This is a genomic window from Mycolicibacterium wolinskyi (assembly GCF_002101965.1).
In the GTDB taxonomy this organism is placed as follows: Bacteria; Actinomycetota; Actinomycetes; order Mycobacteriales; family Mycobacteriaceae; genus Mycobacterium; species Mycobacterium wolinskyi.
The window spans coordinates 379,544-402,714 of the sequence record NZ_LQQA01000030.1 but is presented as its reverse complement, the minus strand read 5'-3'; the positions used below and the strand labels follow the sequence as shown (position 1 = coordinate 402,714).

General features: G+C 67.2%; 22 protein-coding genes. 14 read left to right on the top strand and 8 right to left on the bottom strand.

The window, feature by feature from the left end:
• Nucleotides 1-189 precede the first annotated feature (189 nt).
• The 3 genes from AWC31_RS25620 to AWC31_RS25610 all read right to left on the bottom strand — a co-directional run bounded on the left by AWC31_RS25620 (nucleotide 190) and on the right by AWC31_RS25610 (nucleotide 3,590).
• Nucleotides 190-1,746 (bottom strand): APC family permease, encoded by a 1,557-nt coding sequence (locus tag AWC31_RS25620; protein WP_085146746.1) that lies wholly within the window; start codon nucleotides 1,744-1,746, stop codon nucleotides 190-192.
• The gene (locus AWC31_RS25615; protein WP_085147309.1) at nucleotides 1,743-2,633 is read right to left on the bottom strand and encodes a universal stress protein; all 891 of its coding nucleotides are present in this window, start codon (nucleotides 2,631-2,633) and stop codon (nucleotides 1,743-1,745) included. The genes AWC31_RS25620 and AWC31_RS25615 overlap by 4 nt, the downstream gene beginning before the upstream one ends.
• A 90-nt stretch (nucleotides 2,634-2,723) precedes the next feature.
• Complete coding sequence (locus AWC31_RS25610) at nucleotides 2,724-3,590, bottom strand: MaoC family dehydratase (protein ID WP_085146744.1); 867 nt, start codon at nucleotides 3,588-3,590, stop codon at nucleotides 2,724-2,726.
• A gap of 71 nt (nucleotides 3,591-3,661) precedes the next feature.
• Here AWC31_RS25610 and AWC31_RS25605 point away from each other — a divergent pair, with 71 nt between their 5' ends.
• A complete protein-coding gene (locus AWC31_RS25605; protein ID WP_110775253.1) occupies nucleotides 3,662-5,686 on the top strand; it encodes an SDR family oxidoreductase in 2,025 nt (674 codons plus the stop codon).
• On the opposite strand, the gene AWC31_RS25600 is transcribed toward AWC31_RS25605, so the two are convergent.
• Nucleotides 5,646-6,311: a TetR/AcrR family transcriptional regulator gene (locus AWC31_RS25600; protein ID WP_085146740.1), complete on the bottom strand. Its 666-nt coding sequence runs from the start codon at nucleotides 6,309-6,311 to the stop codon at nucleotides 5,646-5,648. The genes AWC31_RS25605 and AWC31_RS25600 overlap by 41 nt on opposite strands.
• Before the next feature lie 51 nt (nucleotides 6,312-6,362).
• On the opposite strand from AWC31_RS25600, the gene AWC31_RS25595 reads away from it, so the two are divergent.
• Nucleotides 6,363-7,100 carry an SDR family NAD(P)-dependent oxidoreductase gene (locus AWC31_RS25595; protein WP_085146738.1) on the top strand — a complete coding sequence of 246 codons (738 nt, stop codon included), beginning with the start codon at nucleotides 6,363-6,365 and terminating at the stop codon, nucleotides 7,098-7,100.
• 17 nt (nucleotides 7,101-7,117) lie between these two features.
• Nucleotides 7,118-7,435 carry a DMT family transporter gene (locus tag AWC31_RS25590; protein ID WP_085146736.1) on the top strand — a complete coding sequence of 106 codons (318 nt, stop codon included), beginning with the start codon at nucleotides 7,118-7,120 and terminating at the stop codon, nucleotides 7,433-7,435.
• 3 nt (nucleotides 7,436-7,438) lie between these two features.
• Here AWC31_RS25590 and AWC31_RS25585 read toward each other — a convergent pair whose 3' ends face one another.
• Nucleotides 7,439-7,828: a VOC family protein gene (locus AWC31_RS25585; RefSeq protein ID WP_085146734.1), complete on the bottom strand. Its 390-nt coding sequence runs from the start codon at nucleotides 7,826-7,828 to the stop codon at nucleotides 7,439-7,441.
• A 51-nt stretch (nucleotides 7,829-7,879) separates the two neighbouring features.
• Between AWC31_RS25585 and AWC31_RS25580 the strand changes: the two genes are divergently transcribed.
• A complete protein-coding gene (locus AWC31_RS25580; RefSeq protein WP_264051879.1) occupies nucleotides 7,880-8,929 on the top strand; it encodes a nucleoside hydrolase in 1,050 nt (349 codons plus the stop codon).
• Between the two features lie 57 nt (nucleotides 8,930-8,986).
• Here AWC31_RS25580 and AWC31_RS25575 read toward each other — a convergent pair whose 3' ends face one another.
• Nucleotides 8,987-10,564, bottom strand: a complete 1,578-nt coding sequence (locus AWC31_RS25575; RefSeq protein ID WP_085146730.1) for a DNA polymerase Y family protein — start codon at nucleotides 10,562-10,564, stop codon at nucleotides 8,987-8,989.
• 3 nt (nucleotides 10,565-10,567) lie between these two features.
• The gene (locus AWC31_RS25570) at nucleotides 10,568-11,275 is read right to left on the bottom strand and encodes a DnaE2-dependent mutagenesis accessory factor ImuA' (RefSeq protein WP_085146728.1); all 708 of its coding nucleotides are present in this window, start codon (nucleotides 11,273-11,275) and stop codon (nucleotides 10,568-10,570) included.
• A gap of 285 nt (nucleotides 11,276-11,560) precedes the next feature.
• On the opposite strand from AWC31_RS25570, the gene AWC31_RS25565 reads away from it, so the two are divergent.
• From AWC31_RS25565 to AWC31_RS25525, 9 genes are all read left to right on the top strand, one after another.
• On the top strand, nucleotides 11,561-11,845 hold the full coding sequence (locus AWC31_RS25565; RefSeq protein WP_067842756.1) for a hypothetical protein: 285 nt from the start codon (nucleotides 11,561-11,563) through the stop codon (nucleotides 11,843-11,845).
• A 27-nt stretch (nucleotides 11,846-11,872) separates the two neighbouring features.
• Nucleotides 11,873-13,477, top strand: a complete 1,605-nt coding sequence (locus AWC31_RS25560) for a S53 family peptidase (protein ID WP_085146727.1) — start codon at nucleotides 11,873-11,875, stop codon at nucleotides 13,475-13,477.
• A complete protein-coding gene (locus AWC31_RS25555) occupies nucleotides 13,474-14,691 on the top strand; it encodes a zinc ribbon domain-containing protein (protein ID WP_085146725.1) in 1,218 nt (405 codons plus the stop codon). The genes AWC31_RS25560 and AWC31_RS25555 overlap by 4 nt, the downstream gene beginning before the upstream one ends.
• The gene (locus AWC31_RS25550; RefSeq protein WP_085146723.1) at nucleotides 14,688-15,413 is read left to right on the top strand and encodes a hypothetical protein; all 726 of its coding nucleotides are present in this window, start codon (nucleotides 14,688-14,690) and stop codon (nucleotides 15,411-15,413) included. Before AWC31_RS25555 ends, AWC31_RS25550 begins: the two co-directional genes overlap by 4 nt.
• A 161-nt stretch (nucleotides 15,414-15,574) precedes the next feature.
• The gene (locus AWC31_RS25545) at nucleotides 15,575-16,549 is read left to right on the top strand and encodes an alpha/beta hydrolase (protein ID WP_085147308.1); all 975 of its coding nucleotides are present in this window, start codon (nucleotides 15,575-15,577) and stop codon (nucleotides 16,547-16,549) included.
• The gene (locus tag AWC31_RS25540; protein ID WP_110775252.1) at nucleotides 16,546-17,397 is read left to right on the top strand and encodes an SDR family NAD(P)-dependent oxidoreductase; all 852 of its coding nucleotides are present in this window, start codon (nucleotides 16,546-16,548) and stop codon (nucleotides 17,395-17,397) included. The genes AWC31_RS25545 and AWC31_RS25540 overlap by 4 nt, the downstream gene beginning before the upstream one ends.
• 2 nt (nucleotides 17,398-17,399) lie before the next feature.
• Nucleotides 17,400-18,320 (top strand): reductase, encoded by a 921-nt coding sequence (locus tag AWC31_RS25535; RefSeq protein ID WP_085146721.1) that lies wholly within the window; start codon nucleotides 17,400-17,402, stop codon nucleotides 18,318-18,320.
• A gap of 1 nt (nucleotide 18,321) precedes the next feature.
• Nucleotides 18,322-19,836 carry a flavin-containing monooxygenase gene (locus AWC31_RS25530; protein ID WP_085146719.1) on the top strand — a complete coding sequence of 505 codons (1,515 nt, stop codon included), beginning with the start codon at nucleotides 18,322-18,324 and terminating at the stop codon, nucleotides 19,834-19,836.
• Nucleotides 19,836-20,717 carry a MerR family transcriptional regulator gene (locus AWC31_RS25525; protein ID WP_067842687.1) on the top strand — a complete coding sequence of 294 codons (882 nt, stop codon included), beginning with the start codon at nucleotides 19,836-19,838 and terminating at the stop codon, nucleotides 20,715-20,717. Before AWC31_RS25530 ends, AWC31_RS25525 begins: the two co-directional genes overlap by 1 nt.
• Before the next feature lie 15 nt (nucleotides 20,718-20,732).
• On the opposite strand, the gene guaA is transcribed toward AWC31_RS25525, so the two are convergent.
• Complete coding sequence (guaA, locus tag AWC31_RS25520) at nucleotides 20,733-22,292, bottom strand: glutamine-hydrolyzing GMP synthase (protein ID WP_085146716.1); 1,560 nt, start codon at nucleotides 22,290-22,292, stop codon at nucleotides 20,733-20,735.
• 127 nt (nucleotides 22,293-22,419) lie between these two features.
• Here guaA and AWC31_RS25515 point away from each other — a divergent pair, with 127 nt between their 5' ends.
• The gene (locus AWC31_RS25515) at nucleotides 22,420-23,166 is read left to right on the top strand and encodes a beta-phosphoglucomutase family hydrolase (protein WP_110775251.1); all 747 of its coding nucleotides are present in this window, start codon (nucleotides 22,420-22,422) and stop codon (nucleotides 23,164-23,166) included.
• The last annotated feature ends 5 nt before the right edge of the window (nucleotides 23,167-23,171 follow it).

Genomic DNA, 23,171 nt, shown 5'->3' with positions numbered 1-23,171 from the left:
GGAGTGGCGGACGCTGTGACGAGCGTGCAACGTTTCGTGGCGATGACGGCTCTCGGTCGCAGAAGCCTGCACGTTCGCCACAGTGCGTCAGAAGACCACCAATAGGAGAAATACTTCGCGCGAGACCGACGGGATGGCTGGAAACTCTCTGCGGGAACAGCCATTTCGTCGGACTCGGCGTCGCCGCACCTACTCCACGAGCGACGGGGTGTCATGCCGCAGCGTCTCGCCGCGGAAGAACTCCGGGCTGCGTGAGCGCCAGATCAACATGAGCACGGCGCCGAGCAGCAGGATGCCGAAGCCCATGAAGAACACCAGGCCGATACCGCCGATCGCGGCACCGCTGCCGTTCTCCGGGTTCATGCTCTCGCCGATGGCGATCACGAACACCACGGCCAGCATGATGCCGCCGAGCAACGGGAACACGAGCTTGAACACCACATTGTGGGCGCTGGCGAACAGCTCGCGGCGGAAATACCAGACACACGCGAATGCGGTGATGCCGTAATACCAGCAGATCATGATGCCAAGGGCGGCAATGGTATCCAGCAGTGCACTTTCGGAGAGCACGCTCACCACGGTGTAGAACACGCCTGTCACCACACCGGCAGTGATCGTCGCGAAGCTTGGCACCAGGTAGCGCGGGCTGACTTCGGCGAAGCGTGCCGGGAAGGCCTTGTAGGCGCCCATCGCCAGCATCGCCCGTGCGGCAGGCAGGAACGTGGTCTGCAGGCTGGCCACCGAGGAGGCCAGGATCGCCAGGAACAACAGTGGCCCGGCCAGGGTGCCCAGCACCGGATCGGCGAGCGCGGCGAACACATTGTCGGCGTTGTCGGGATTGCCGAGCCCGAGGTCGGCTTCACCCACCCCGGCGTACATCATCACCGCGACCGCGATGAGCAGATAGGTCGCCAGGATGGACAACACGCACAAGAGGCCGGCGCGGCCGGGAACCTTCGTCGGGTCTTTCGACTCCTCCCCCAGGGTCAGGCACGTGTCCCAGCCCCAGAACGCGAAGATCGATCCAGTCACGCCGATCGCGAAGGCACTCAAGGCAAGTCCGGTGAACGGGTTGAACCAGTCCAGGTCGAACGACAGGCCCGCGGGCGCGTCGCCGCGGCCGACATGAACGAACGCCATGATCGCGAACGCCAACAGCACCACCATCTGGAATCCGACCAGCACATACTGCACGCGCTCGCTGGTGGTGATGCCCCGGCTCGCGATCGCGGTGGCGATCGCCAGGAACACGAGAGTGGTGATGATGTTGATGGCCTTGTTGCCGGCGAGGTCGGCGATCGACGGGTTGTTGGCCACCCGGGCGATGAACAGATAGAAAAACTCGACGGCTATCGCGGCCAGGTTGGACAGGACGATGATGGTTGCCATCACCATGCCCCAGCCGCACATCCACCCGACGTAGGGTCCGAATGCCTTGGTGGACCACGTGAATGACGCACCGCAGTCCGGGGCACGGGAATTCAGCTCGCGGTAGGCGTACGCCGTCAAAAACATCGGGATGAAGCCCGCGATGAGAATCGCGGGCATCTTCAGGCCGACGGCCGCGACGATCAGGCCGATGCTGGCGGTGAGGGTGTAGCCCGGCGCGACCGACGAGATGCCAAGGATGGCACCCGAAAACGTGCCGACCTTACCCGATGCCAGTCCTTTGGAGACCAGCCCGGCAGACTGCTCCGCGGTCTCCAGTTCGCGATGCGACGCAGACTCTGAGGCGGATTCCGTCATTGCCGCTCCTCGCCATCCTTCAACTCATCCCTGGGCACAACAACCATCGGCACATCCAACACCCGCAACATCTTCGCCGCGGTGGATCCGAGGAAGATCCGGCGAGGCGCGCTCAGCCGACTCGACCCGACCATGATGACGTCACCGTCGTGCCATTCCAGCTTGTTCACCGCAGCCTCGACGGTGGGACCGTTCACGATAGTCGAGGTCACTGGGAACCCCTCCGGCAGCTCGCTTTTAGCGGTCTCCAGAGTTTCCCGGGCATGGGCGAGCGCATGTTCGCGGACCGCGTCATCATCGGAGCGCAGGGATCCGAAGGTGGGATCGAGCGCGACGAGCGACACCAGCCGCAGCGGTGTGCCCGCTGCCCGGCTCGCTCGGACGGCCGTGTCCAGCAAGAGATCCGAACCCTTGCGCTGGCCGATCGCACAGGTGACTTCCCTGACGCGCTCGACCTTGGAATCCCGGGTTCCGCGCGGCGCCACCGCGACCGGCAGCGGCGACGAGTGCAACAGCTCGTTGACGACCGACCCCAATGAGTAGCTGCCGACCAGACCACCGCCGGATCCACCGACCACGATGGCAAGCGCCTCCAGCCGCACCGCCTCGCGAATGAGGCCATCGGTGAATGACTCGTCGAAGCTCAGATGACCGTGTGCCACAACATCATCAGGCACTTTGGCCAGCGCCTCATTCAGCCAGCCTTTGGCCTGATCCGCCAGCACATCCTCGTAGCCGCCCTTCGGCACCAGACCCGGCAGCCGGGTGTCGGGCGGCAGCACAATGCAGATCTCGACCTCGGCATCCAGAGTTCTCGCGAACCGGACGGCCAGGGCCAACGCGTCCGCACCACCCGGGGTGGCGAGATACCCGACGACCAACTTCAGCTTTGCCACGTGTCACCCACCAATCCCGCACGGAGCCGTGCGACCCAGTGAAAACGATCCTGTCAACCTACGGTCCTGCTTAGCAGCGCTTCAGTGAAATTCGGCGGCGCCGTCCTCCAGCACCAGCCGGGCACCCGACCCATCCGGATTTGCTGCCTCGGTCCGGAACACCGCGCGGCCGGGTTCGGTGCGCCAGATCGACGTCGTCAGCGTCTCACCCGGGAACACCGGCGAGGTGAACCGCGCCGCCACCGCGTGGACCTTCGTCGCATCCCCGCCGCCGAGCTCGGCCACGAGTGCCCGCCCCGCCACTCCGTAGGTGCACAGTCCGTGCAGGATCGGTTTCGGGAAGCCCGCGAGATTCTTGGCGAACCACGGGTCGCTGTGCAGCGGGTTGCGGTCGCCGGACAGCCGGTAGATCAGCGCCTGATCCTCGCGAGTGGGTAGCGCCACCCGGGCGTCGGGCTCCCGGTCGGGAATCTCGGGGGCGGCAGGCCGCTGGCCGGGCTGTCCACCGAACCCGCCCTCGCCGCGGATCACCACCGTTGTGAGGGTTTCGGCGAAGACATCTCCGCTGTCGGTGTCGGTGCCGACGCCTTTGAGCATCACCACGGCGTTCTTGCCCTCGCCCTTGTCCTGGATGTCGGCGACCTCGGACACCACGGTCATCTTCCCGGCCGGCGGAAGCGGTTTGAACAGCCGGATCTCCTGCGAACCGTGCAGCAGCATGCCGAAGTTGAAGGTGCCTATCTTGAGCGCCGCGGCGAACGGGGAGCACGCGATCACCGCATACGTCGGCAGTACCTGCTGCTCGATCTCGTGACTGTTCTCCGTGGTGAACGCCAGGTCGTCGGTGCCGGCACCGACGCCGAGCGCGTACAGCAGGGTGTCGCGGTCGGTCCATTCGAAGCGTTGTGGATCAGTCTTTTCACCGATGGCATTCGGATTGATGGGCATGCGTCGGACGATAGCCGCTCGGCCGACGGCCCCAGTTGACGTTTGCCCGATATCGGGCCACCATGTCTCGCATGCGCTATGTCGTTACCGGCGGTACCGGGTTTATTGGTCGCCGCGTGGTGTCGCGGATTCTGACGCAGCAGCCGGACGCCGAAGTCTGGGTGCTGGTCCGCCGGGAATCGCTGAACCGGTTCGAACACCTCGCACAGGACTGGAACGAGCGGGCGAAACCGCTGGTCGGAGATCTGACCACGGCCGATCTCGGCCTCAGTGACGCCGATATCGCCGAGCTCGGGGACGTCGCGCATGTCGTGCATTGCGCGGCCATCTACGACATGACCGTCGGCGAATCCGAACAGCGGGCCGCCAACGTGGAAGGCACCCGCGCGGTGATCTCGCTGGCTCGGCGTCTCGATGCGACGTTGCACCACGTGTCGTCCATCGCGGTCGCGGGCACCTATCGGGGCGTTTTCACCGAAGACGATTTCGACGTCGCCCAGGACTTGCCGACGCCATATCACCAGACCAAGTTCGAGGCCGAGATGCTCGTACGGTCCGCGGCAGGGCTGCGTTACCGCGTGTACCGGCCCGCGGTCGTGGTCGGCGACTCGGCAACCGGCGAGATGGACAAGATCGACGGGCCGTACTACTTCTTCGGGATTCTGGCGCGGTTGGCCGCCTTACCCAGGTTCACGCCGATGATGCTGCCCGATACCGGCCGCACCAACATCGTGCCGGTCGACTATGTCGTGAACGCGCTGGTCCACCTCATGCACACCGAGGGCCGCGACGGCCAGACATTCCACCTGACGGCTCCGAAAACCATTGGGCTGCGCGGCATCTACCGCGGTGTAGCGGATGTGGCCGGGCTGCCGCCGCTCCGCGGCTCGCTGCCGCGGGCCGCCGCCGCACCGGTGGTGAAGGCGCGCGGACGCGTCAAGGCGGTGCGCAACATCGTGGCCACCCAGCTCGGCATCCCCGGCGAGGTGCTCGATGTCGTGGACCTGATGCCGACGTTCACCGCCGACAACACCGTCGATGCGTTGCGCGGCACCGGAATCGAGGTCCCCGAATTCGCTTCCTACGCACCGAGGCTGTGGGAGTACTGGGCAAGACACCTCGACCCGGACCGGGCTCGGCGTGACGATCCGGCCGGGCCACTCGTCGGCAAGCACGTCATCATCACCGGCGCCTCCAGTGGCATCGGCCGGGCCTCGGCGATCGCGGTGGCCGAGCGGGGTGGCTGCGTGTTCGCGTTGGCCCGTAACGCCGAGGCACTCGACGATCTGGTCGCCGAGATCCGTGCCGCCGGCGGCCAGGCATACGCATTCACGTGTGACGTCACCGATTCCGCGTCGGTCGAGCACACGGTCAAGGACATCCTCGGCCGGTTCGGCCACGTCGACTATCTGGTGAACAACGCCGGCCGGTCGATCCGCCGGTCGGTGGTGAACTCGACCGACCGGCTGCATGACTACGAAAGAGTCATGGCGGTCAACTACTTCGGCGCGGTGCGGATGGTGCTGGCCCTGCTGCCGCACTGGCGGGAACGCCGCTTCGGCCATGTGGTCAACGTGTCGAGCGCGGGCGTGCAGGCGCACACCCCCAAGTACAGCTCGTATCTGCCGAGCAAGGCTGCGCTGGATGCGTTCTCCGATGTGGTGTCGACCGAAACCCTGTCCGATCACATCACGTTCACCAACATCCACATGCCGTTGGTGAAGACGCCGATGATCGCGCCGTCGCGCCGGCTCAACCCGGTGCCGCCGATCTCGGCCGAGCACGCCGCGGCGATGGTGGTGCGGGGCCTCGTCGAAAAACCGCCGCGCATCGACACCCCGCTGGGCACCTTCGCCGACTTCGGCAACTACATGACCCCCAAGCTGTCCCGCCGGGTGCTGCATCAGCTCTATCTGGGTTACCCCGATTCGGCGGCAGCCCGCGGACTGGTTCCGGCCGAAGCCACCGACAGCACAACGGTTCCCGCTCGCAGGCCCAAGCGACCCGCCCGCTCGCGGCGATCGCTGCGCGTGCCGCGTTCGGTGGCCCGCCCGGTCAAGCGGGCGGCGCGGATGGTGCCGGGCCTGCACTGGTAGCGCGCCCGGCGGCGTCAACGGTGCGGTCCCAAGCCAGCATTGCCATGTCCACCGCCGCCTCCATGTCGGCGCGCGAGGCGCCGTCGCGCGCCTGGATGGACAGCCCGTGCAGCACCGTCATGAGGAACGAGGCGAGCCGCTGTGCGTCCAGACCGGCGGGTAGCTCGCCTGTCGTGATTCCGCCCTGGATTCGGCCGAGCAGCCGGGCGCGGTCTTCGTCGCGACAGCTCTTGAGCAGGTCACGCAACACCTCGGTCTCGGCCGAATAGGCGATCCCGGCCAGGACGATCAGACAGCCCGGCGGGGTATCGGGATCGGCGTATTCACGCACGTTGTCGCGCAGCATCGCCTCCACCGCGTCACGGACGGGTCCCGGCCGCTGCAGCGCGATCGTGGTCGGCGAGCGGTCGGGCGCGTTGTAGTGCGCGACGGCCTCCCGGAACAGGTCCTCCTTGGAGCCGAACGTGGCGTAGAGGCTCGGGGCGTTCAGGCCCATCGCCTTCGTCAGATCACTCACTCGCGTGCCCTCGTAGCCCCGCTCCCAGAACACGTCCATCGCCGCCTCGAGTGCGGTGCCGCGATCGAATGCGCGGGGCCGGCCGCGGCGCGTGGGTTGACGGGACATATGAAGAGTCTATATTTGTAGTGTCTATTACAAAATTGATGGGAGACGGTCATGTCGCTGGAGTCGAAAGCCGCATTGGTCACCGGAGGCAGCCGCGGGATCGGCGCAGCGATCGCCCGGCGACTGGCGGCCGAGGGCGCCGATGTCGCCATCACCTACCACTCCTCGCCCGAGCGGGCCGCGACCGTGGTCGACGAGATCACCGCGATGGGATCGAAAGCCATTGCGGTGCAGGCAAACAGCGCCGCACCCGAGGCGGCGCGGCAGGCGGTCGACGCCGTCATCGAAGCGTTCGGCCGCCTCGACATCCTCGTGAACAACGCCGGGGTGTTTCCGAACGGTCCCCTCGACCAGGTCAGCGCCGCCGAGGTGGACCAGGCCATCGATCTGCACATCCGCGCGCCGTTTTTGTTCAGCCAGGCCGCCGCGGCCGTCATGGGTGAGGGCGGCCGGATCATCACGATCGGCAGCACCCTTGCCGATCACGTGCCCTACCCCGGCGTGACGCTGTACTCGGCGACCAAGGCCGCGGTGGCCGGGCTGGCCCGCGGCCTGGCCCGTGATCTCGGACCGCGCGGCATCACCGCCAACGTCGTCCACCCCGGCAACACCGACACCGAGATGAACCCGGCCGACAGTGACGACGCCATCGCCGACCTGCCCAACATTCCCCTCGGCCGCTACGGGCGCGCCGACGAGATCGCCGCTGCGGTCGCCTATCTCGCCGGACCCGACGCGCAATACGTCAACGGCACCACCTTGACCGTCGACGGCGGTTACAACGCCTGACACGAGGGAGACCCACGATGGCATGGGCATTGCTCATCTTCGCCGGACTACTGGAAATCGTCTGGGCGCTGGCCATCAAACAGTCGGACGGCTTCACGCGGTTGTGGCCGAGCGTGGTGTGCGTGACCGCCGCGGCGGCCAGCTTCGCGATCCTCGCGATTGCCGTCAAGCAGCTGCCGGTGGGAACCGCCTACGCCGTATGGGCCGGAATCGGCGCGGTGGGCGTGACGATCGCGGGCGTGGTGCTGTTCAGCGACGCACTGAGCCCGTTGCGGATGACGTTCATCGCGCTGATCGTGGTGGGCCTGATCGGCCTGCGGCTTGTCGAGCAGTGAGGCTCAGGACTGTGCGGCGGTCTCCCACAGACCCAGGACGTTGCCCTCGGTGTCTTTGAAGTAGGCCGCAAACCCCATTTCTCCCACCGCGGTCTTCTCGCCGATCTGTTCGCCGCCGAGGGACCGGATCTTCTCCAGCGCGGCGTCGATACTCGGCACGTCGATGGTGATCACGGGCCCCTGCGGATACGCCGGTTCACGTTCGAACATGCCACCACCGATGTATCCGGGCTCGGCGGGCATTCCCGATTCGGCCACCGGGCCGGTCGCGACACCCGTGTAGTTCATCTCGGGATATTCGTTGACCTGCCAGCCGAACACCTGCTGGTAGAAGTCTTTCGCACGCTTGCCGTCACTGAAGGGCACCTCGAAGTGCACAACCCGACCAGTCATCGTCGTCGCCTCCTCGGTGGAGAATTTTAGTCTCGCTCTAGGCTGGGCGAAGTGAATACTCCGTTACCCGTCTTCGCCGATGTGGACACCGGCGTCGACGACGCGATGGCCCTCGTGTACCTGCTGGCCAGCCCCGAGGCCGAGATCGTCGGCATCGCGTCGACCGCGGGAAACGTTCCGGTGCAACAGGTCTGCGTCAACAACCTGGGACTGCTGAAGCTGTGTGGGGCAACGGGAATTCCGGTGTCCAAAGGCGCCGAACAGCCGTTGAAGGCGCCGCTGCGCACGGCCGAGGACACCCACGGCCCGCAAGGCCTCGGCTACGCGCGCTTGCCGGCCAGTGATCTGCCGCTCACCGACTACGACGCCGCCGAAGCGTGGGTGCGCGCCGCCCGCGCGTATCCGGGTGAGCTGATCGGACTGGCGACCGGACCGCTGACCAATCTTGCGCTGGCCATGCGGATCGAGCCGGGCCTGCCCAAACTGCTGCGCCGGCTCGTGATCATGGGCGGTGCATTCGACTACCGCGGCAACACCACACCGGTCTCGGAGTGGAACATCAGCGTGGACCCGGAGTCGGCGGCCGAGGTCTTCGGCGGCTGGGGCGCCGCGTGGGGGCTCGACGACCCGGGTCACGTGCCGATCGTGCTGGGCCTCAACCTCACCGAGAACATCGCGATGACGCCCGCACTGCTGAACCGGCTGGCGGCAGCAGGCGGGGCCACGTCCGCGCCGATGAGCGTGCTCGACGAGCGAGGCACGCGATCAACCTCGGCCAACCCGCTGATCTGCGTGTTCGAGGATTCCATGCGGTTCTACTTCGAGTTCCACTTCGACACCGGCGACGGGTATCTCGCTCACCTGCATGATCCGCTGGCCGCGGCGGTCGCACTCGATCCCGACCTCGTGCAGTACCGCCAGACCACGGTCGACGTCGAGCTAACCGGGACGCTGACACGCGGTATGACGGTCGCCGACTGGCGCGGGCACTGGGGCCGCAAGCCCAACGCGCTCATCGGTGTGGACGTCGACCCGGTGGTGTTCTTCGATCGGTTCATCGACCGGGTCGGTGCGTTCACCGCTGCCCTTCGTCCAACGTGAGCTTGTTGTCGATATTCGGCCGAATAGTCGCACACAAGTTCACGTTCGGCGTCTCTCTCACTCATAGACCCCCTCCAAGTACCACCGCCGCTGCCGGTAGCACAGCAGCATCGCCAAACCGGCCTCGCCGTCGCCCATGAGCACCTGGGCGCGGGCGGTGCGGCCCGCGCCCCGGTTCTCGGGATCCCACCACCGCTCGTCGACCGGCCACGGCCCGGCCCACCAGCGCAGCCTGCCACCGCGTTTGCCTGCGCCCGACAACCGCGCCGGATCGGCAGAGAACATCCCCCGGCTGGTGACCCGAATCGGATTACCTTGTGCATCAAGGAGCTCCACCGGGTCGTCGAGTAATACGGTCGGCGAGGGCTCGGGTAGTTGGCCGGGCCAGGGCTGCCGCGGGTCAGCCCGCGGCACCGGCTCATCCCCCAACGGGGTGAAGGTGATGCGCTCGGCGGGCCCGCGCCCACCGCTGAGCACCGGCACCTGCACGGCCTCCGGACCGAGCAGCCCCTGAACCCGCAGCAGTGCGCGCCTGGCCCGCAACCGGTCCTCCTCACCTACACCACCCCACAGCGGCAGTTGCAGCGCACCCGCCGACACCACCTCCACCGGGCGCAGCCGCAGCAACGTGACCGGGGCGGTGGGCCGCTCGGAGGTGCGCCGATTCAGCCAGCCGTCGAGTTGCCAGCGCACGCGATCGGCGGTGGCGTCCTCGGTCAGCGGTTCGGCGCAACGCCAAACCCGTTCCAGCTCTTCACCATTGGCGGTGACGGCGTGGATGGCCAGGCGGGTACACCCGACACCGGCCGCCTCCAGGCTGCGGTGCAGGGCGCTTGCCAACGAGCGGCCGGCGAATGCCGCGGCATCCACCCGCTCGATCGGTGGGTCGCAGTTCATCACCGCGTCGAGTTCGGCCGCCGGATCCCGCCCCGACGGCCCCCGCGCGGGTTCACCGCGCGCGAACCGGTGCGCCGCCACCGCATCCGCACCGAACCGGGACGCAACATCGGTGCGGGACAACGCCGCGAACTTACCCAGGGTCCGGATACCCATCCGCCACAGCAGATCTGCCAGATCCTCTCGGCCGGGGGCGGCCAGCGCCGGTTCGGTGGCCAGCTGCCGGATGGACAGGCCGGACAGGAACTGCGCGTCCTGTCCCGGCTCGACGATGCGGCCTGCCCTGGCCGCGAAGACGGCAGTGGCCAACTGGTCGGCGATACCGACCTGACACTCCGCCCCCACCGCGGCGACGGCGTCGACAAGCCGTTCGGCTGCCGCCGGTTCGGATCCGAAATACCGGGCGGCCCCGCGCACCGACAGCACCAGCAGGCCCGGCCGCAGTACTTCCGCGCGCGGGACCAATTCGTCGACGGCGGCCGTCACGCCCTCGAAATGGCGGGCATCCCGCGCCGGGTCGGCGGTGACGACGTGCAACTCCGGGCATCGGGCCTGGGCTTCGCGTCGGCGCAGCCTGCGCCGCACACCCGCCGCGCGCGCCGATGCCGAACAGGCGATGACCCGGTTGGCCAGCGTCACCGCGATCGGGGCGGTGGGCGAAAGGCCCGCCGCGGCGGCCGCGGCGACCGCAGGCCAGTCCATGCACCACAGGGCCAGCACCCTGGAACCCGCAGGCATGGCTTATCCGCCTGCCGCGCGTGCCGATCCGAAGGACCGGCCCCTACCTTGCATCGTCAGCCGGACCCGCCCGATCCGGCCGCGCCCGGGAGTGGGCGCGCCACGGCCCGCACCGGTCACCTCATAACCGCAGACCCTGGCCTCCAAGCGGGTGGACGCGCCCTGCCAGTCCCCGTCGGTCACCACGAGTGTGCAGCCCTTCTGCCGGGCCCGCGCCACCATTACGCGCGCCCGGCTCGGCGGCACCGAGCGTCCGCCCAGCCCGAGCACCACCAGGTCCATCCCGTCCATGAGCACCGCGGCGACCTCAACCGGATCGGCGCCGGGATCCGGAATGACCGCAAGCCTGCTCAGATCGGCGCCCATCTCCACCGCGGCCAGCAGCCCGACATCGGGTTGACCGACGATCACGGCATGCCCGCCCGCGGCCGTCACCGCCGCCACGATGCCCAGCGTCAACGACCGGGCCCCCGCCGCAACCGCGACCGTCCCGCGCGGCAACGCCGTCGGCAACTGCACCGGCAACGTTCCGGCCAGCGCATCGGACGCCTGCAGCAAAGATTCTTGATCGTCGAGAAGGTCATCGGAGCCCGAGACCCCGCGGTGCGCCGGACCGACTTTCCCCGACACCGACGCAATCTTGCGGCGAAGGTGTTCTACCTGCTCAGCGCGGGTGCGTAGGCGTTCGTCAAGGCTTGTCGCAGCTGTCACACCAACACCTCCCGCACCATCAAAACCAGCCTCTGTTCGAATATATGTTCGATGGCTCGAGTAAACACTGGGCGTCCGACACCGTCAAGCCGCGGACGGCCCGAACGTCACCGATTGGTAATGCCTGCAGTAATGCCTCTGCGGCCAACCCGCCATTAAGTTAGAGTTCGTTCGCCAGAACCTGCTCGGGATGGGTTTCGGTGCATGCGCGCGTTGCAGATATTGGGAATCGCAAAGCGATTCGCATGGCCAGCTTTTGTAACTTCGGGGGACAGTGAGGACAAGATGAAGTCAGGGCAGTTGAGGCGTCGGCTCACCGTCATCGCAGGCGGTGCCGCAGTTATGGGCATGATCGCGTTCACCGCGGCGTGCGGTACCGAAGAAGAGGCACCCGAAACCACGACGCCGACCACCACTACCACCACCACGACCACGACGACGCCGGCCGCTCCGCCGCCGCCGGTCGAGCCGACCGAGAAGGCCCCGCGCATCGATCCCGGCGGCCCGAACCCGTTCTCGCCCACGGTGATCGCGCCCCCGGCCCCCACCGCGCCTCCCGGCGACAACTAGGCACGCACGGTCGCGGGACAACGCGACGTGCGCGCAGTATCCAGCCACTGGCTACTGGCTCTGATCACGGCCGGCGTACTGGTGTTGGCGTCTGACCTCCGGGCAGCGCAGGCACCTGGGACGTCGGCCGTGATCGACGGGCCATATGCCCATTTACTGGCCGCCTCAGCAGATCTCGGCCCGACCCACCGCGGCCCGGTACAGCTCACCGCCGCACTGCATCACGCCACCCGGCCGGATGCCCTCATCACCTGGGCGGGCCAGCACGGTATGACCATCCGATGGCGCCCCGGCCACACCTGGGCGATCGTCGAGGGCGCACCGGATCGCGTCGCCGACGCCTTCGAGGTGGCCATCCACGACTACCGCGGCCAGCAGGGCCAGGTGTTCTACGCCTCACCGCACCAGCCGGCCGTACCGGACGTGTTGCAGGGCGAGGTCGACGAGCTCGGCCGCATCCTCGGCTACACCCCGCACAAGATGTCGCTGCCGTGGATCCTGCCGCTCGACGTTCCGGATCGGGGCTTGACGCCCAGCGGGTTGCTCAAGACCTACAACGCCGAGGGGCTGGCGGCGCAGGGCTTCACCGGCAAGGGCACGACCATCGTGATCTTCGCGTTCGACGGGTACGACCAAGCCGATCTCGACAGCTTCACGACGCTGTGGAATCTGCCCCCGCTGAATCCCGTCCTCATCGGCGGACAGCCGGGCGAACCGCGCGGCGAGACCACCATGGATCTCGAAGTCGCCCATGCCATCGCACCCGACGCACGGAAAGTGGTCATCAACGCGCGGCCGACCGTCGAAGGCGACGGCGCCTACGAGAAGATCGGCCAGATGCTCGAATCGGCCGATCAGCAGTTTCCCGGTGCGGTGTGGAGCTTCTCGATCGGCTGGGGCTGCGACAAACTGCTGACCGCCGCCGACCTCGCCCCGGTGCGGTCCGCGCTTTCCGCCGCCCATGCGCGCGGCACCACGGCGTTCAACGCCAGCGGTGACCTCGCCGGCCTGGAATGCAAAGGCGGACAAGACTGGTCCTCACCCCCGGGACCGGATGACATCGGCCTGGACTCGGTGGCATCGCTGCCGGAGATGACCGATGTCGGCGGCACCACGCTGTCCACCACCGCCGACGGCGCGTGGCTGGGTGAGCAGGCCTGGTTCGACGTGCCACTGTCGCTCGGCACCGGCGGTGGCGCGTCCGCACTGTTCGATCGCCCGGAATGGCAACGCGCAGTGTCGGGCCCGGGCGTGACGGACGAAAACGCCGGGCGCCGTTTGACTCCCGACATCGCCGCGGTGGCCGACCCGTTCACCGGCGTGCGGATAGTGTTCAACCAGAAGAACCTCGTCGGTGGCGGCACCTCACAGTCGGCGCCCATCTGGGCGGGCCTTGCCGCGGTGATCAACCAGTATCTGACCCAGAACGGCGGCCGCTTGATCGGCGATCTCAACCCACAGCTCTACCGCATCGCCGCGGGCGCTCCGTTCCCGGCATTCCGGGACGTCACGCTCGGCGGCAACGCGGTCGCCAGCGCCGGGCCGGGCTATGACATGGCCACGGGGTTGGGCACGCCCGACGTGGAGAATCTGGCCAAGAACCTTCTCGCGCTCCAAAGGGCGAACCGATGACCGAAACACCAGAAACCCCCGACGAAGACGCCGTCCCCACCACCGAGTGCCGGGTCTGCAAGGTCGACGTTCCCGCGGGCAAGTACTGCGGCCTGTGCGGCGTGCACCTCAACGAGGAGCCGGGCGACGGGCCGGAATGGTTGCGCGTCACCGCATCCTGCGTCGCCCCCGAGGAACACCTGCTGAAACCGTCCATCACGAGCTCGCTGTTTCCGCATCTGTCACACCGGGCCCGCACGCCGTTCCGGGTGTTGCTCGTCGTCCTGCTCGCGGGCCTGGTCGCCTGCGCGCTGCTGCGCTTGCCCGCGGCCCTGATCGCCGTCGCCGCACTTGGTCTGCCACTGCTGTTCTTGATCTACCTGTGGGAGTCCGACGCTTTCAGCGATCTGCCCAGAAGTACGCTCGCGCTCACCGCAGTCCTGGGTATGGGGCTCGGTGTCGGCTGGGTGTTTCTCACCGGAGCGATGATGGCGCGGTCCTACGGCGTCCCGTTGGGTTCGGGTATATCGGGATACCGGATACTCCGCAATGGCCTTGGCGTGCCGCTGGGCGGCCTGATCCTCATGCTGGTGCCTGCGCTGGTGGTCCGGCTGCTGCGGCCGCCGACCCGGGAATCGTTGGACGGCTTCATGATCGGCGCGCTCGGCGCGACCGCGTTCACCGCAGCGGCCACGCTGACCCGACTGGCCCCACAGCTCACCACCGGGATGGTCGCCCACAACCGTCCGATGTCGGGCCTGCTGGTCGAGGCAGGCATCCGCGGTGTCGCAATGCCGTTGACCGCGGCTGCCGTCGGCGGTCTGATCGGTGCGGCCTTGTGGTTCACCCGGCCGCCGAGCAAGGTCGACCAACACCCCGGCTATGTGCGGGCGGTGTTGCTCGGCTGTGGCATCGCCGTGCTCGTCGTCTACGCCGGTATCGGGCTGATCGACGTCGCACGCGTACCCCAATGGCTGCAGCTGGCAGTGCATCTCGTGGTCGCGGTGGTGGCGCTGTTCACCCTGCGGGTCGGCCTGCATCTGGCCTTGCTGCACGAGGCTCACGACGAGATCGCGTCCGATCAACCCATCCTGTGCCCGCGCTGCGGTCATGTCGTGCCCGACATGGCATTCTGCGCGCACTGCGGCGCGGCCACCCGCGCGTCGTCACGCACCTCGCGTACCGAACGCCGCGAGAACCGGCCGGTACGTGAGCGACGCCCGGAGACACCGTGAGCACACCGGCATTCTTTCCCGGGTATGCGGTACCGGTCGGGACATACCAGGCGAAACCGACGCGACGCGCCTCGGCGCTCAAGCTGCTGGCCATCTGGGGCACCGGAATCGCGGTGGTGGCCGGTCTGCTCGTGTGGGTGTCCGGTTCGATGAGCAAGCCACCGGCGCGGTACATGTGTCCCCCGGACTGCGGACAGCCACCCACCGGCGAACCGGTCGCGATCAACCCGGTGTTCACCGCCCAGGACGGCAGCTTCTCGGTGTCCTATCCCGTCTCCGGTGCGGCGTACAACGTCACCACCGAAGCCTCCGGCGTGACGGCGGAGTTCACCGGCGGCGACGGCGGCATGATGCAGTTGTTCAGCGAGCCCGCAGGCAACCGGACTCCGGAGGAGATCGCCAACTCGCTTGTCGAGAAAACTTTCCCGGACACCAAGACCGCGTATGAGATTCCCAATGCGATGGTCGGCTACCAGCCGGGTTACGGCCTTGTCGCCGACTGCTGGCCGCAGGGTGCCACGAGCAACTACATGCGCATGCGCGTGATCGTCATGGTGGCGATCAAGAACGACCTCGCGCTCATCGCCTCGGCCGTCGGCCCCTACCACGAGTTCGGGCCGCAGTCCGGCATCGGCAAGCCGTCGGGCGCCAATCTGCAGCTGGCCCTGGATATGGGCAAGTACGTCAACAGCTTTCGCTGGCGCGGGGATCCGAACCGCTAGGTTGCGTTTACCGCGAGCAGACGCGCAGGTACCCCGGAAAGCGCTTGCCAGAGCACCTGCGCGTCTGCTCGCCAGAAAATAGCGCCATCTCCAAATGTTGACATTGACAAATGTCACCAATTGTTGGTGTACTCGTCGCACGCTTCGACGAGGAGGTCGGCATGCCGGAATTACCCCGACGGGGATCGATCCGGTCCCGTAGCGCGTCCACGATCAGTAGCTTGACGTTGCGCCGGCTCAGCGGGGCGCTATCACCGGAGAGCCCGTGGGGCCTGTGGGCATCGCGGCAATTGATCGCCCAGATCATGAACACCTTCGGCCCCGCGCTGGACGGCGCCCGTGTCGAACGGGTCGACATCCGCACGGCCGACCGCACGCGCGTCGTGGGTGAATGGGTGCGGGCACACAACGTCACATGTGCGGACCGCGCCGTCTACTACATTCACGGCAGCGGGTTCGCGCTGTGCTCGCCGCGCACCCACCGACGGCTCACCGCATGGCTCTCGCGGCTGACCGGGCTGCCGGTCTTCTGCATCGATTACCGACTCGCGCCCGAGTACCGGTTCCCCACCGCCGCCGACGACGTTCGGGCAGGCTGGGAATGGTTGACCACCGAACACGGGATGGCACCGGATCGAGTCGTGATGGCCGGTGACTCCGCGGGCGGGCACCTTGCCGTCGACCTCCTCCTCCAGCCCGACGTCGCACATCCGGCCGGCCTGACCCTGTTGTCACCCCTCGTCGACCTGACCTTCGCACAGGCCCGGGCCAGGGAAAGCCTGCGCCGGGACCCGGCCATCCGGGCGGCCGACGCCGCCCGGCTCATCGGGTTGTATTGCGCGGGCGTCGATCTCACCCATCCCCGCCTCACACTCGACGTCGCCGGTGGGCGCTGCCTGCCGCCCACGTTGATCCAGGCGGGTGGCGCCGAGATGCTCGTCACCGATGCCCGCCAGCTCGACACCGACATCCGCGCCGCGGGCGGGCAGAGCGAACTAGAGGTCTGGCCGGACCAGGTGCACGTATTCCAGGCGCTGCCCCGATTGAGTCCCGAGGCCCGGCCTGCCATGCACCGAGTCGCACAGTTCATCACAGATTCACTGCACCCCAACGGAGTCAGGCAGGTGGCCGGATGAACATCTTCGGCAGCGGCCCCAAACGCAGCCGTGAGGCGAACGCCGTCGTCACCGGCGCGGGCAGCGGTATCGGGGCGGCGTTCGCGTCCGAACTCGCCGCCCGCGGCAGCCGCGTGGTGTGCAGCGACATCGACGAGGAGGCCGCCAGAAAAACGGCCGAGGCAATACTCGCCGACGGCGGACAAGCCACGGCAATGCGCTGCGACGTGTCGCTGATCGACGAGGTCGTCAAACTCGCCGATGACGCTCAGGCCTGGTTCGGCGGCCCACCGTCGCTGGTGATCAACAACGCCGGGGTGGGCGCGGGCGGAAAGCCGGTCGGGAGCATCGAACTCGATGACTGGCGCTGGGTCCTCGGCATCAATCTGTGGGGCCCGATCCACGGCTGCCACGTATTCACCCCGATCCTGCGCGCGGCAGGCACCGCACAACCACGCGGCATCATCAACGTCGCATCGGCCGCGGCGTTCGGCGCTGCACCGGGCATGGCTGCCTACAACGTGAGCAAGGCCGGCACGTTGTCGTTGTCGGAGACACTGGCCGCCGAACTCGCGGGCACGGGGATCAACGTCACCGTGTTGTGCCCGACGTTCGTCAAGACCAACATCGTCCAATCGGGCCGGATCACAAGCGAATCCAGCGAGCTCGCCGACCGGCTCATGCGCTGGACCGGATTCTCGGCGCAGCGGGTGGCCCGCATGTGCCTGGATACCAACGACCGCGGCGGGCTGTACTGCATGCCGCAACCCGATGCCCGGATCGGCTGGGGCATCAAACGACTCACCCCGACGGTGTACACCCGCGCCGTCGGTCTCACGAACCGCATCACCGGCTCTCAGGAGGTTTAGCGATGGCCATGGACATGGACAGAATGCTGGCGAAGATCAAGGACCGCCAATGGGCGCTGGCCGACATCGACTGGGACGCCCCGGGCGCGGAGACCATCAGTGACGAGTTCCGGCCGAAGCTCAAGGCTTTCATGGCCGATCTGTGCTGGATCGAGAATGTCGGCGCCCGCGGCTTCGCGGCGCTCGCCAAGAAGGCACCGACGCCGACGATCGCGGAGATCTACCGTTACTTCCACGCCGAGGAGCAACGCCACGCCAACGCCGAACTCGCCCTGATGAAGCGCTGGGGCATGCTCGACGGTGACGAGATGCCCGAGCCGAACGTCAACATCCGCCTGGCCATCGAGTGGCTGGACACCTACGCCGACGACATGCCGCTGTCGGTGCTCGGCACCGTCATCCCGATGCTCGAGGTGGCACTCGACGGCGCCCTGCTCAAGTTCCTGCTCGAAGAGGTGCACGATCCGGTCTGTCACCAGGTCTTCGAGAAGATCAACAACGACGAATCCCGGCACATCGCCGTGGATTTCGAGGTGCTCAACATGATCGGCCACGCCAACGCACGCCGCCTGGCCGTCGAGTTCGTCGGCAATATCGCCTCGCCGGGCGTGATCATCGGCGCGCTGATGTACGTGCCGCTGCTCAACCGCATGCGCAACAACATCGTCGAGATGGGCCTGCAACCCGAGAAGCTCTACAAGGCGATGATGCGGTTCAAGGAACTCGGCGGCCGCGCCGAGTACACCTGGCGAGTCCCGAGCTATCAGCTGCTGAAGCTGCACTCACGCATGGTGGTCAACCCGCGAAATCCCTACCACTGGATCGCCAATCCGATGGTGTGGGCCTCCGACCGGTACCCCACCAAACTGCTGAAACCGATCCCATCCTGGTTCAAGGAGCTGACCCACGAGCCGGCGGCCTGACATGCACACGTACGACACCCTGATCGTCGGCGCCGGGTTCACCGGGATCGGCGCGGCCATCAAGCTCACCGAGGCCGGAGTCGACGATTTCGTCATCCTCGACCGCTCGGACCGCGTCGGCGGCACCTGGCGCGACAACACCTATCCCGGTGCGGCATGCGACATTCCGTCGCTGCTGTACTCGTTCTCGTTCGTCAAGAACCCGGACTGGTCGCGGGCCTATTCTCCGGCCGACGAGATCTGTCGGCACATCGAGGACATGGTCGACACCTTCGACCTGCGCAGGCACATCCAGTTCGGCGTCGAGGTCAACGGCTTGGCCTTCGACGAGACTGACGGGGTGTGGACCGTGAAGACGACGGGCCGCAAGCGATTCCGGGCCCGCACCGTCGTGCTGGCCTCCGGTCCCCTGCCGGATCACAAATGGCCCGACATCCGCGGCCTCGACACCTACGAGGGTCACAAGATTCACAGCGCCCGCTGGGACCACGACTACGACTTCACCGACAAGCGTGTCGCGGTGATCGGTACGGGCGCCAGCGCCGTCCAGATAATCCCGGAGCTCGTGAAGACGGCGGGCTTCGTCAAGGTCTTCCAGCGCACCCCGGGCTGGGTGATCCCACGGCTCGACATCGCCACGCCGCCGGCCGCGCGGACATTGTTCTCGAAAGTCCCTGCGGCTCAACAGCTCGCCCGCCAGATCCTGTTCTGGGGACATGAGGCCAGTGCCACCGCCATGGTGTGGGACACCCCGCTGACCGGGCTGGTCGCCCGGCTCGGCAAGGCGCACCTCAACCGGCAGGTCAAGGACCCATGGCTGCGCAGACAACTCACCCCGGACTTCACCCCGGGCTGCAAGCGCATGCTGGTCTCCAGCGACTACTACCCGGCACTGCAGCGCGACAACTGCAAGCTCATCGACTGGCCGATCGCGACCATGAGCCCGGTGGGCATCCGCACGAGCGACGGCATCGAACACCACCTCGACGCCGTGGTGTTCGCGACCGGCTATGACGTGCACCTGACCGGCCCGCCATACCCGGTCACCGGCCTGGGCGGGCGCTCACTGGCCGACGAATGGTCCGGCGGTGCACAGGCATACAAGAGCATCAATGCTCACGGCTATCCCAACCTGTTCCTGATGACCGGACCGAACTCCGGGCCGGGCCACAACTCGCTGCTGGTCTACGTCGAGGGACAGATCGACTACGCCGTCACGGCCATCACGACGATCCTGCGCAACAATCTGCGCTACCTCGACGTGCGGGCCGACGTGCAGCAGCGGTACAACGCCCGGCTGCAGAAGCGGCTGACCAAGACCACGTGGATGTCCGGCTGCAGCAGCTGGTACCTGACCGCCGACGGATTCAACGCCTCGATGTACCCCGGATTCGCCACACAGTATCTTCGACAGATGCGGGATTTCCGGTTCGGCGACTACAACGCGGCGGTGCGTGGCGTGTCGGACACGGCATCCGCGCAGGACACTCCGGTCGCGATCACCTCATCACCCTGATGCCTGCCGCCAAGCAGCCTCGGCAACAGGCCGGTGCGATCTCGCAGATCCTGCGGCGGGTGCGCCGCGGCTCCCGAGATGTCATCGATAGTGCGGTGTCACAGCTGTTCGACGCCGCCGTCCATCCGGACGGGGTCGCGGCTTCCGGTGAATACCGGATCGACGAATTGGCGCAGCTCGCCGGGACCACCACCCGCAATATCCGGGTGTACCGCGATCGCGGCTTGTTGCATCCACCGCTGCGGGTGGGCCGTATCGCGCTGTTCAACGACACCCACCTGACCCGGCTGCGCCTGATCACGTCGATGTTGGATCGCGGCTACAACATCGCCCATGTCCACGAGATGTTGTCGGCCTGGGAGCAGGGCAAGGACATCGGCGATGTGCTCGGGCTCGAAGACGCGATCGCGGGCAGCTGGGCAACCGAGAAATCGCAGCGGATGCCGCTCGCCGACGGCAAACGGCTGATCGACGACGATGCCGCCTTCGACCGGCTGGTGGGCAACGGGGTGATAAAGCTCGACGACGGCGACGCGATCATCGTGCGGCCCAAGCTGATCGAGGCATTCAACGAGATCCGGCAGTACGGCGTCGGGATCGACACGCTCATCGACATTCACGAGCAGGTCGTGCCGCACCTCGACGAGATCAGCGCGATCCTGGTGCGAGCTGGGGTCGACCAGGTGGCCGAGAAGATCAAACCAGGCGCGTCATTGCCTGCCGACACCGAAGTGGCCGAACTGATCACGATGCTGGTGCGGTTCCGCACGCAGGCCGTCGCCGCGGTCAGCGCCACCCTCGCCTCCTCGATCGAATCGACCATCGAGTCGGTGGTCAGTGAGATGTTGACCGAGTATGTCGAGAAAGCGGCCGAGCAGTAATCGAGCGCCGGTTACTCACTCCCACTCGATGGTGCCCGGCGGCTTGCTGGTGATGTCGAGCACCACGCGGTTGACCTCGGGCACCTCGTTGGTGATCCGGGTCGAAATCCGTTCCAGCACTTCGTACGGCACGCGGGTCCAGTCCGCGGTCATCGCGTCCTCACTCGACACCGGCCGCAACACGATCGGATGGCCGTAGGTGCGCCCGTCGCCCTGCACCCCGACTGATCGCACATCGGCCAGCAGCACCACCGGGCACTGCCAGATCTGGTGATCGAGGCCGGCTGCGGTGAGTTCCTCACGGGCGATGGCATCGGCCCGGCGCAGCGTGTCCAACCGCTGCGCGGTCACCTCACCCACGATGCGAATACCGAGGCCGGGACCCGGGAACGGCTGGCGCCCAACGATTTCCTCCGGCAGGCCGAGTTCGCGGCCGACGGCCCGCACCTCGTCCTTGAACAGCAGCCGCAGGGGTTCGACGAGCTTGAACTTGAGGTCATCGGGCAGCCCGCCGACGTTGTGGTGGCTCTTGATGTTGGCGGTGCCGCTGCCGCCGCCGGATTCGACGACGTCGGGATAGAGCGTGCCCTGCACCAAGTATTCGACGTCACCGTCGTTGGCTCCCACCGCGTCTCGCACCGCACGCTCGAACGACCGGATGAATTCACGGCCGATGATCTTGCGCTTGCCCTCCGGGTTGGTCACACCGGTGAGTGCCTCGAGGAAGCGATCGGCAGCGTCGTACGTCACGAGGTTGGCGCCCGTGGCGGCGACGAAATCGCGCTGAACCTGCGCTCGCTCCCCCGCGCGCAGCAGGCCGTGGTCGACGAACACACAGGTGAGCCGGTCACCGATGGCACGCTGCACGAGGGCGGCCGCCACCGCGGAGTCGACGCCACCCGACAGCCCGCAGATGGCCCGGCCGTCACCGATCTGTGCGCGCACCGCCTCGATGAGCTGCTCGGCAATGTTGGCCGCGGTCCAAGTGGCCCCGATACCCGCGAACTCGTGCAGGAACCGGCTGAGGACCTGCTGACCGTGCGGGGAATGCAACACCTCGGGGTGGTACTGCACACCGGCCAGCCGGCGGGCGCGGTTCTCGAACCCGGCGACCGGGGCACCGGCGCTGGACGCGATGACGTTGAAACCGTCCGGCGCGGCGGTGACCGCGTCGCCGTGGCTCATCCACACCGGCTGGATGTCGGGCAGTTCCGAGTGCAGGTCGCCACCCGAGACCCTCAGCTCGGTCCGCCCGTACTCGCTGGTCCCGGTGTGTTCGACGGTGCCGCCCAGCGCCTGGGCCATGGCCTGGAAGCCGTAGCAGATGCCGAAAACCGGAACGTCGAGGTCGAACAACGCGGGATCGAGTTGCGGCGCGCCTTCGGCGTACACGCTGGCCGGTCCGCCGGACAGCACGATGGCCTGGGGATCCTTGGCCTTGATGTCTTCGACGCTGGCGGTGTGCGGGACGACCTCGGAATACACCCGCGCCTCACGGACTCGCCGCGCGATCAGTTGGGCGTACTGGGCGCCGAAGTCGACGACGAGGACAGGGCGGGGAGATTCTGCTGCCACCGGTTCAGTCTAAGAGCTGCGGATATTCCGTCCACGCCACCCGCATGGACCCGGTCACATATCGCAAATGCCGGTATGCGACGGCCGCAAAATGGGCATGGTGGAGTAGACCCGTCCCCAACCGAAAGTGAGGACGTCTGTGCTGGGGCTGCCCGAGCCGATCACGGCCTGCCTGTTCGATCTCGACGGTGTGCTGACCGACACGGCGAGCGTGCACAAGAAAGCCTGGAAGGCCATGTTCGACGACTATCTGCGGGCGCGCTCCGAACGCTCCGGCGAGCCGTTCGTCGCGTTCGACATCGGCACCGACTACCTGAGCTATGTCGACGGGAAGCGGCGTGAGGACGGCGTCCGGTCCTTTCTCGCGAGCCGCGACATCACCCTGCCCGAGGGCGGCCCGGACGACGACGCCGGCGCCGAGACCGTGCACGGCCTCGGCAACCGCAAGAACGAGATGTTCCACAAAACCCTCCGGGAGGAGGGCGTCGAAGTGTTCGACGGCTCACGGCGGTATCTGGAGGCGGCCGCGGCGGCCGGGCTTCGCCGCGCGGTGGTGTCCTCGAGCGCCAACACCCGCGAGGTGCTCGAAGTCACCGGGCTGGCCCAGTTCGTGGAGCTGCGGGTGGATGGCGTGACGTTGCGCGACGAACACATCGCCGGCAAGTCGGCGCCCGACAGTTTCCTGCGGGCCGCCGAGTTGCTCGACGTCTCCCCCGCCCAAGCCGCTGTCTTCGAGGACGCGCTGTCGGGCGTCGCGGCGGGACGCGCCGGCAATTTCGGGTTCGTGGTGGGAGTGGACCGGGTCGGGCAGGCGCAACAGTTACGCCAAGAGGGCGCCGACATCGTGGTCACCGACCTGGCCGAGCTCCTGTAGCCGAT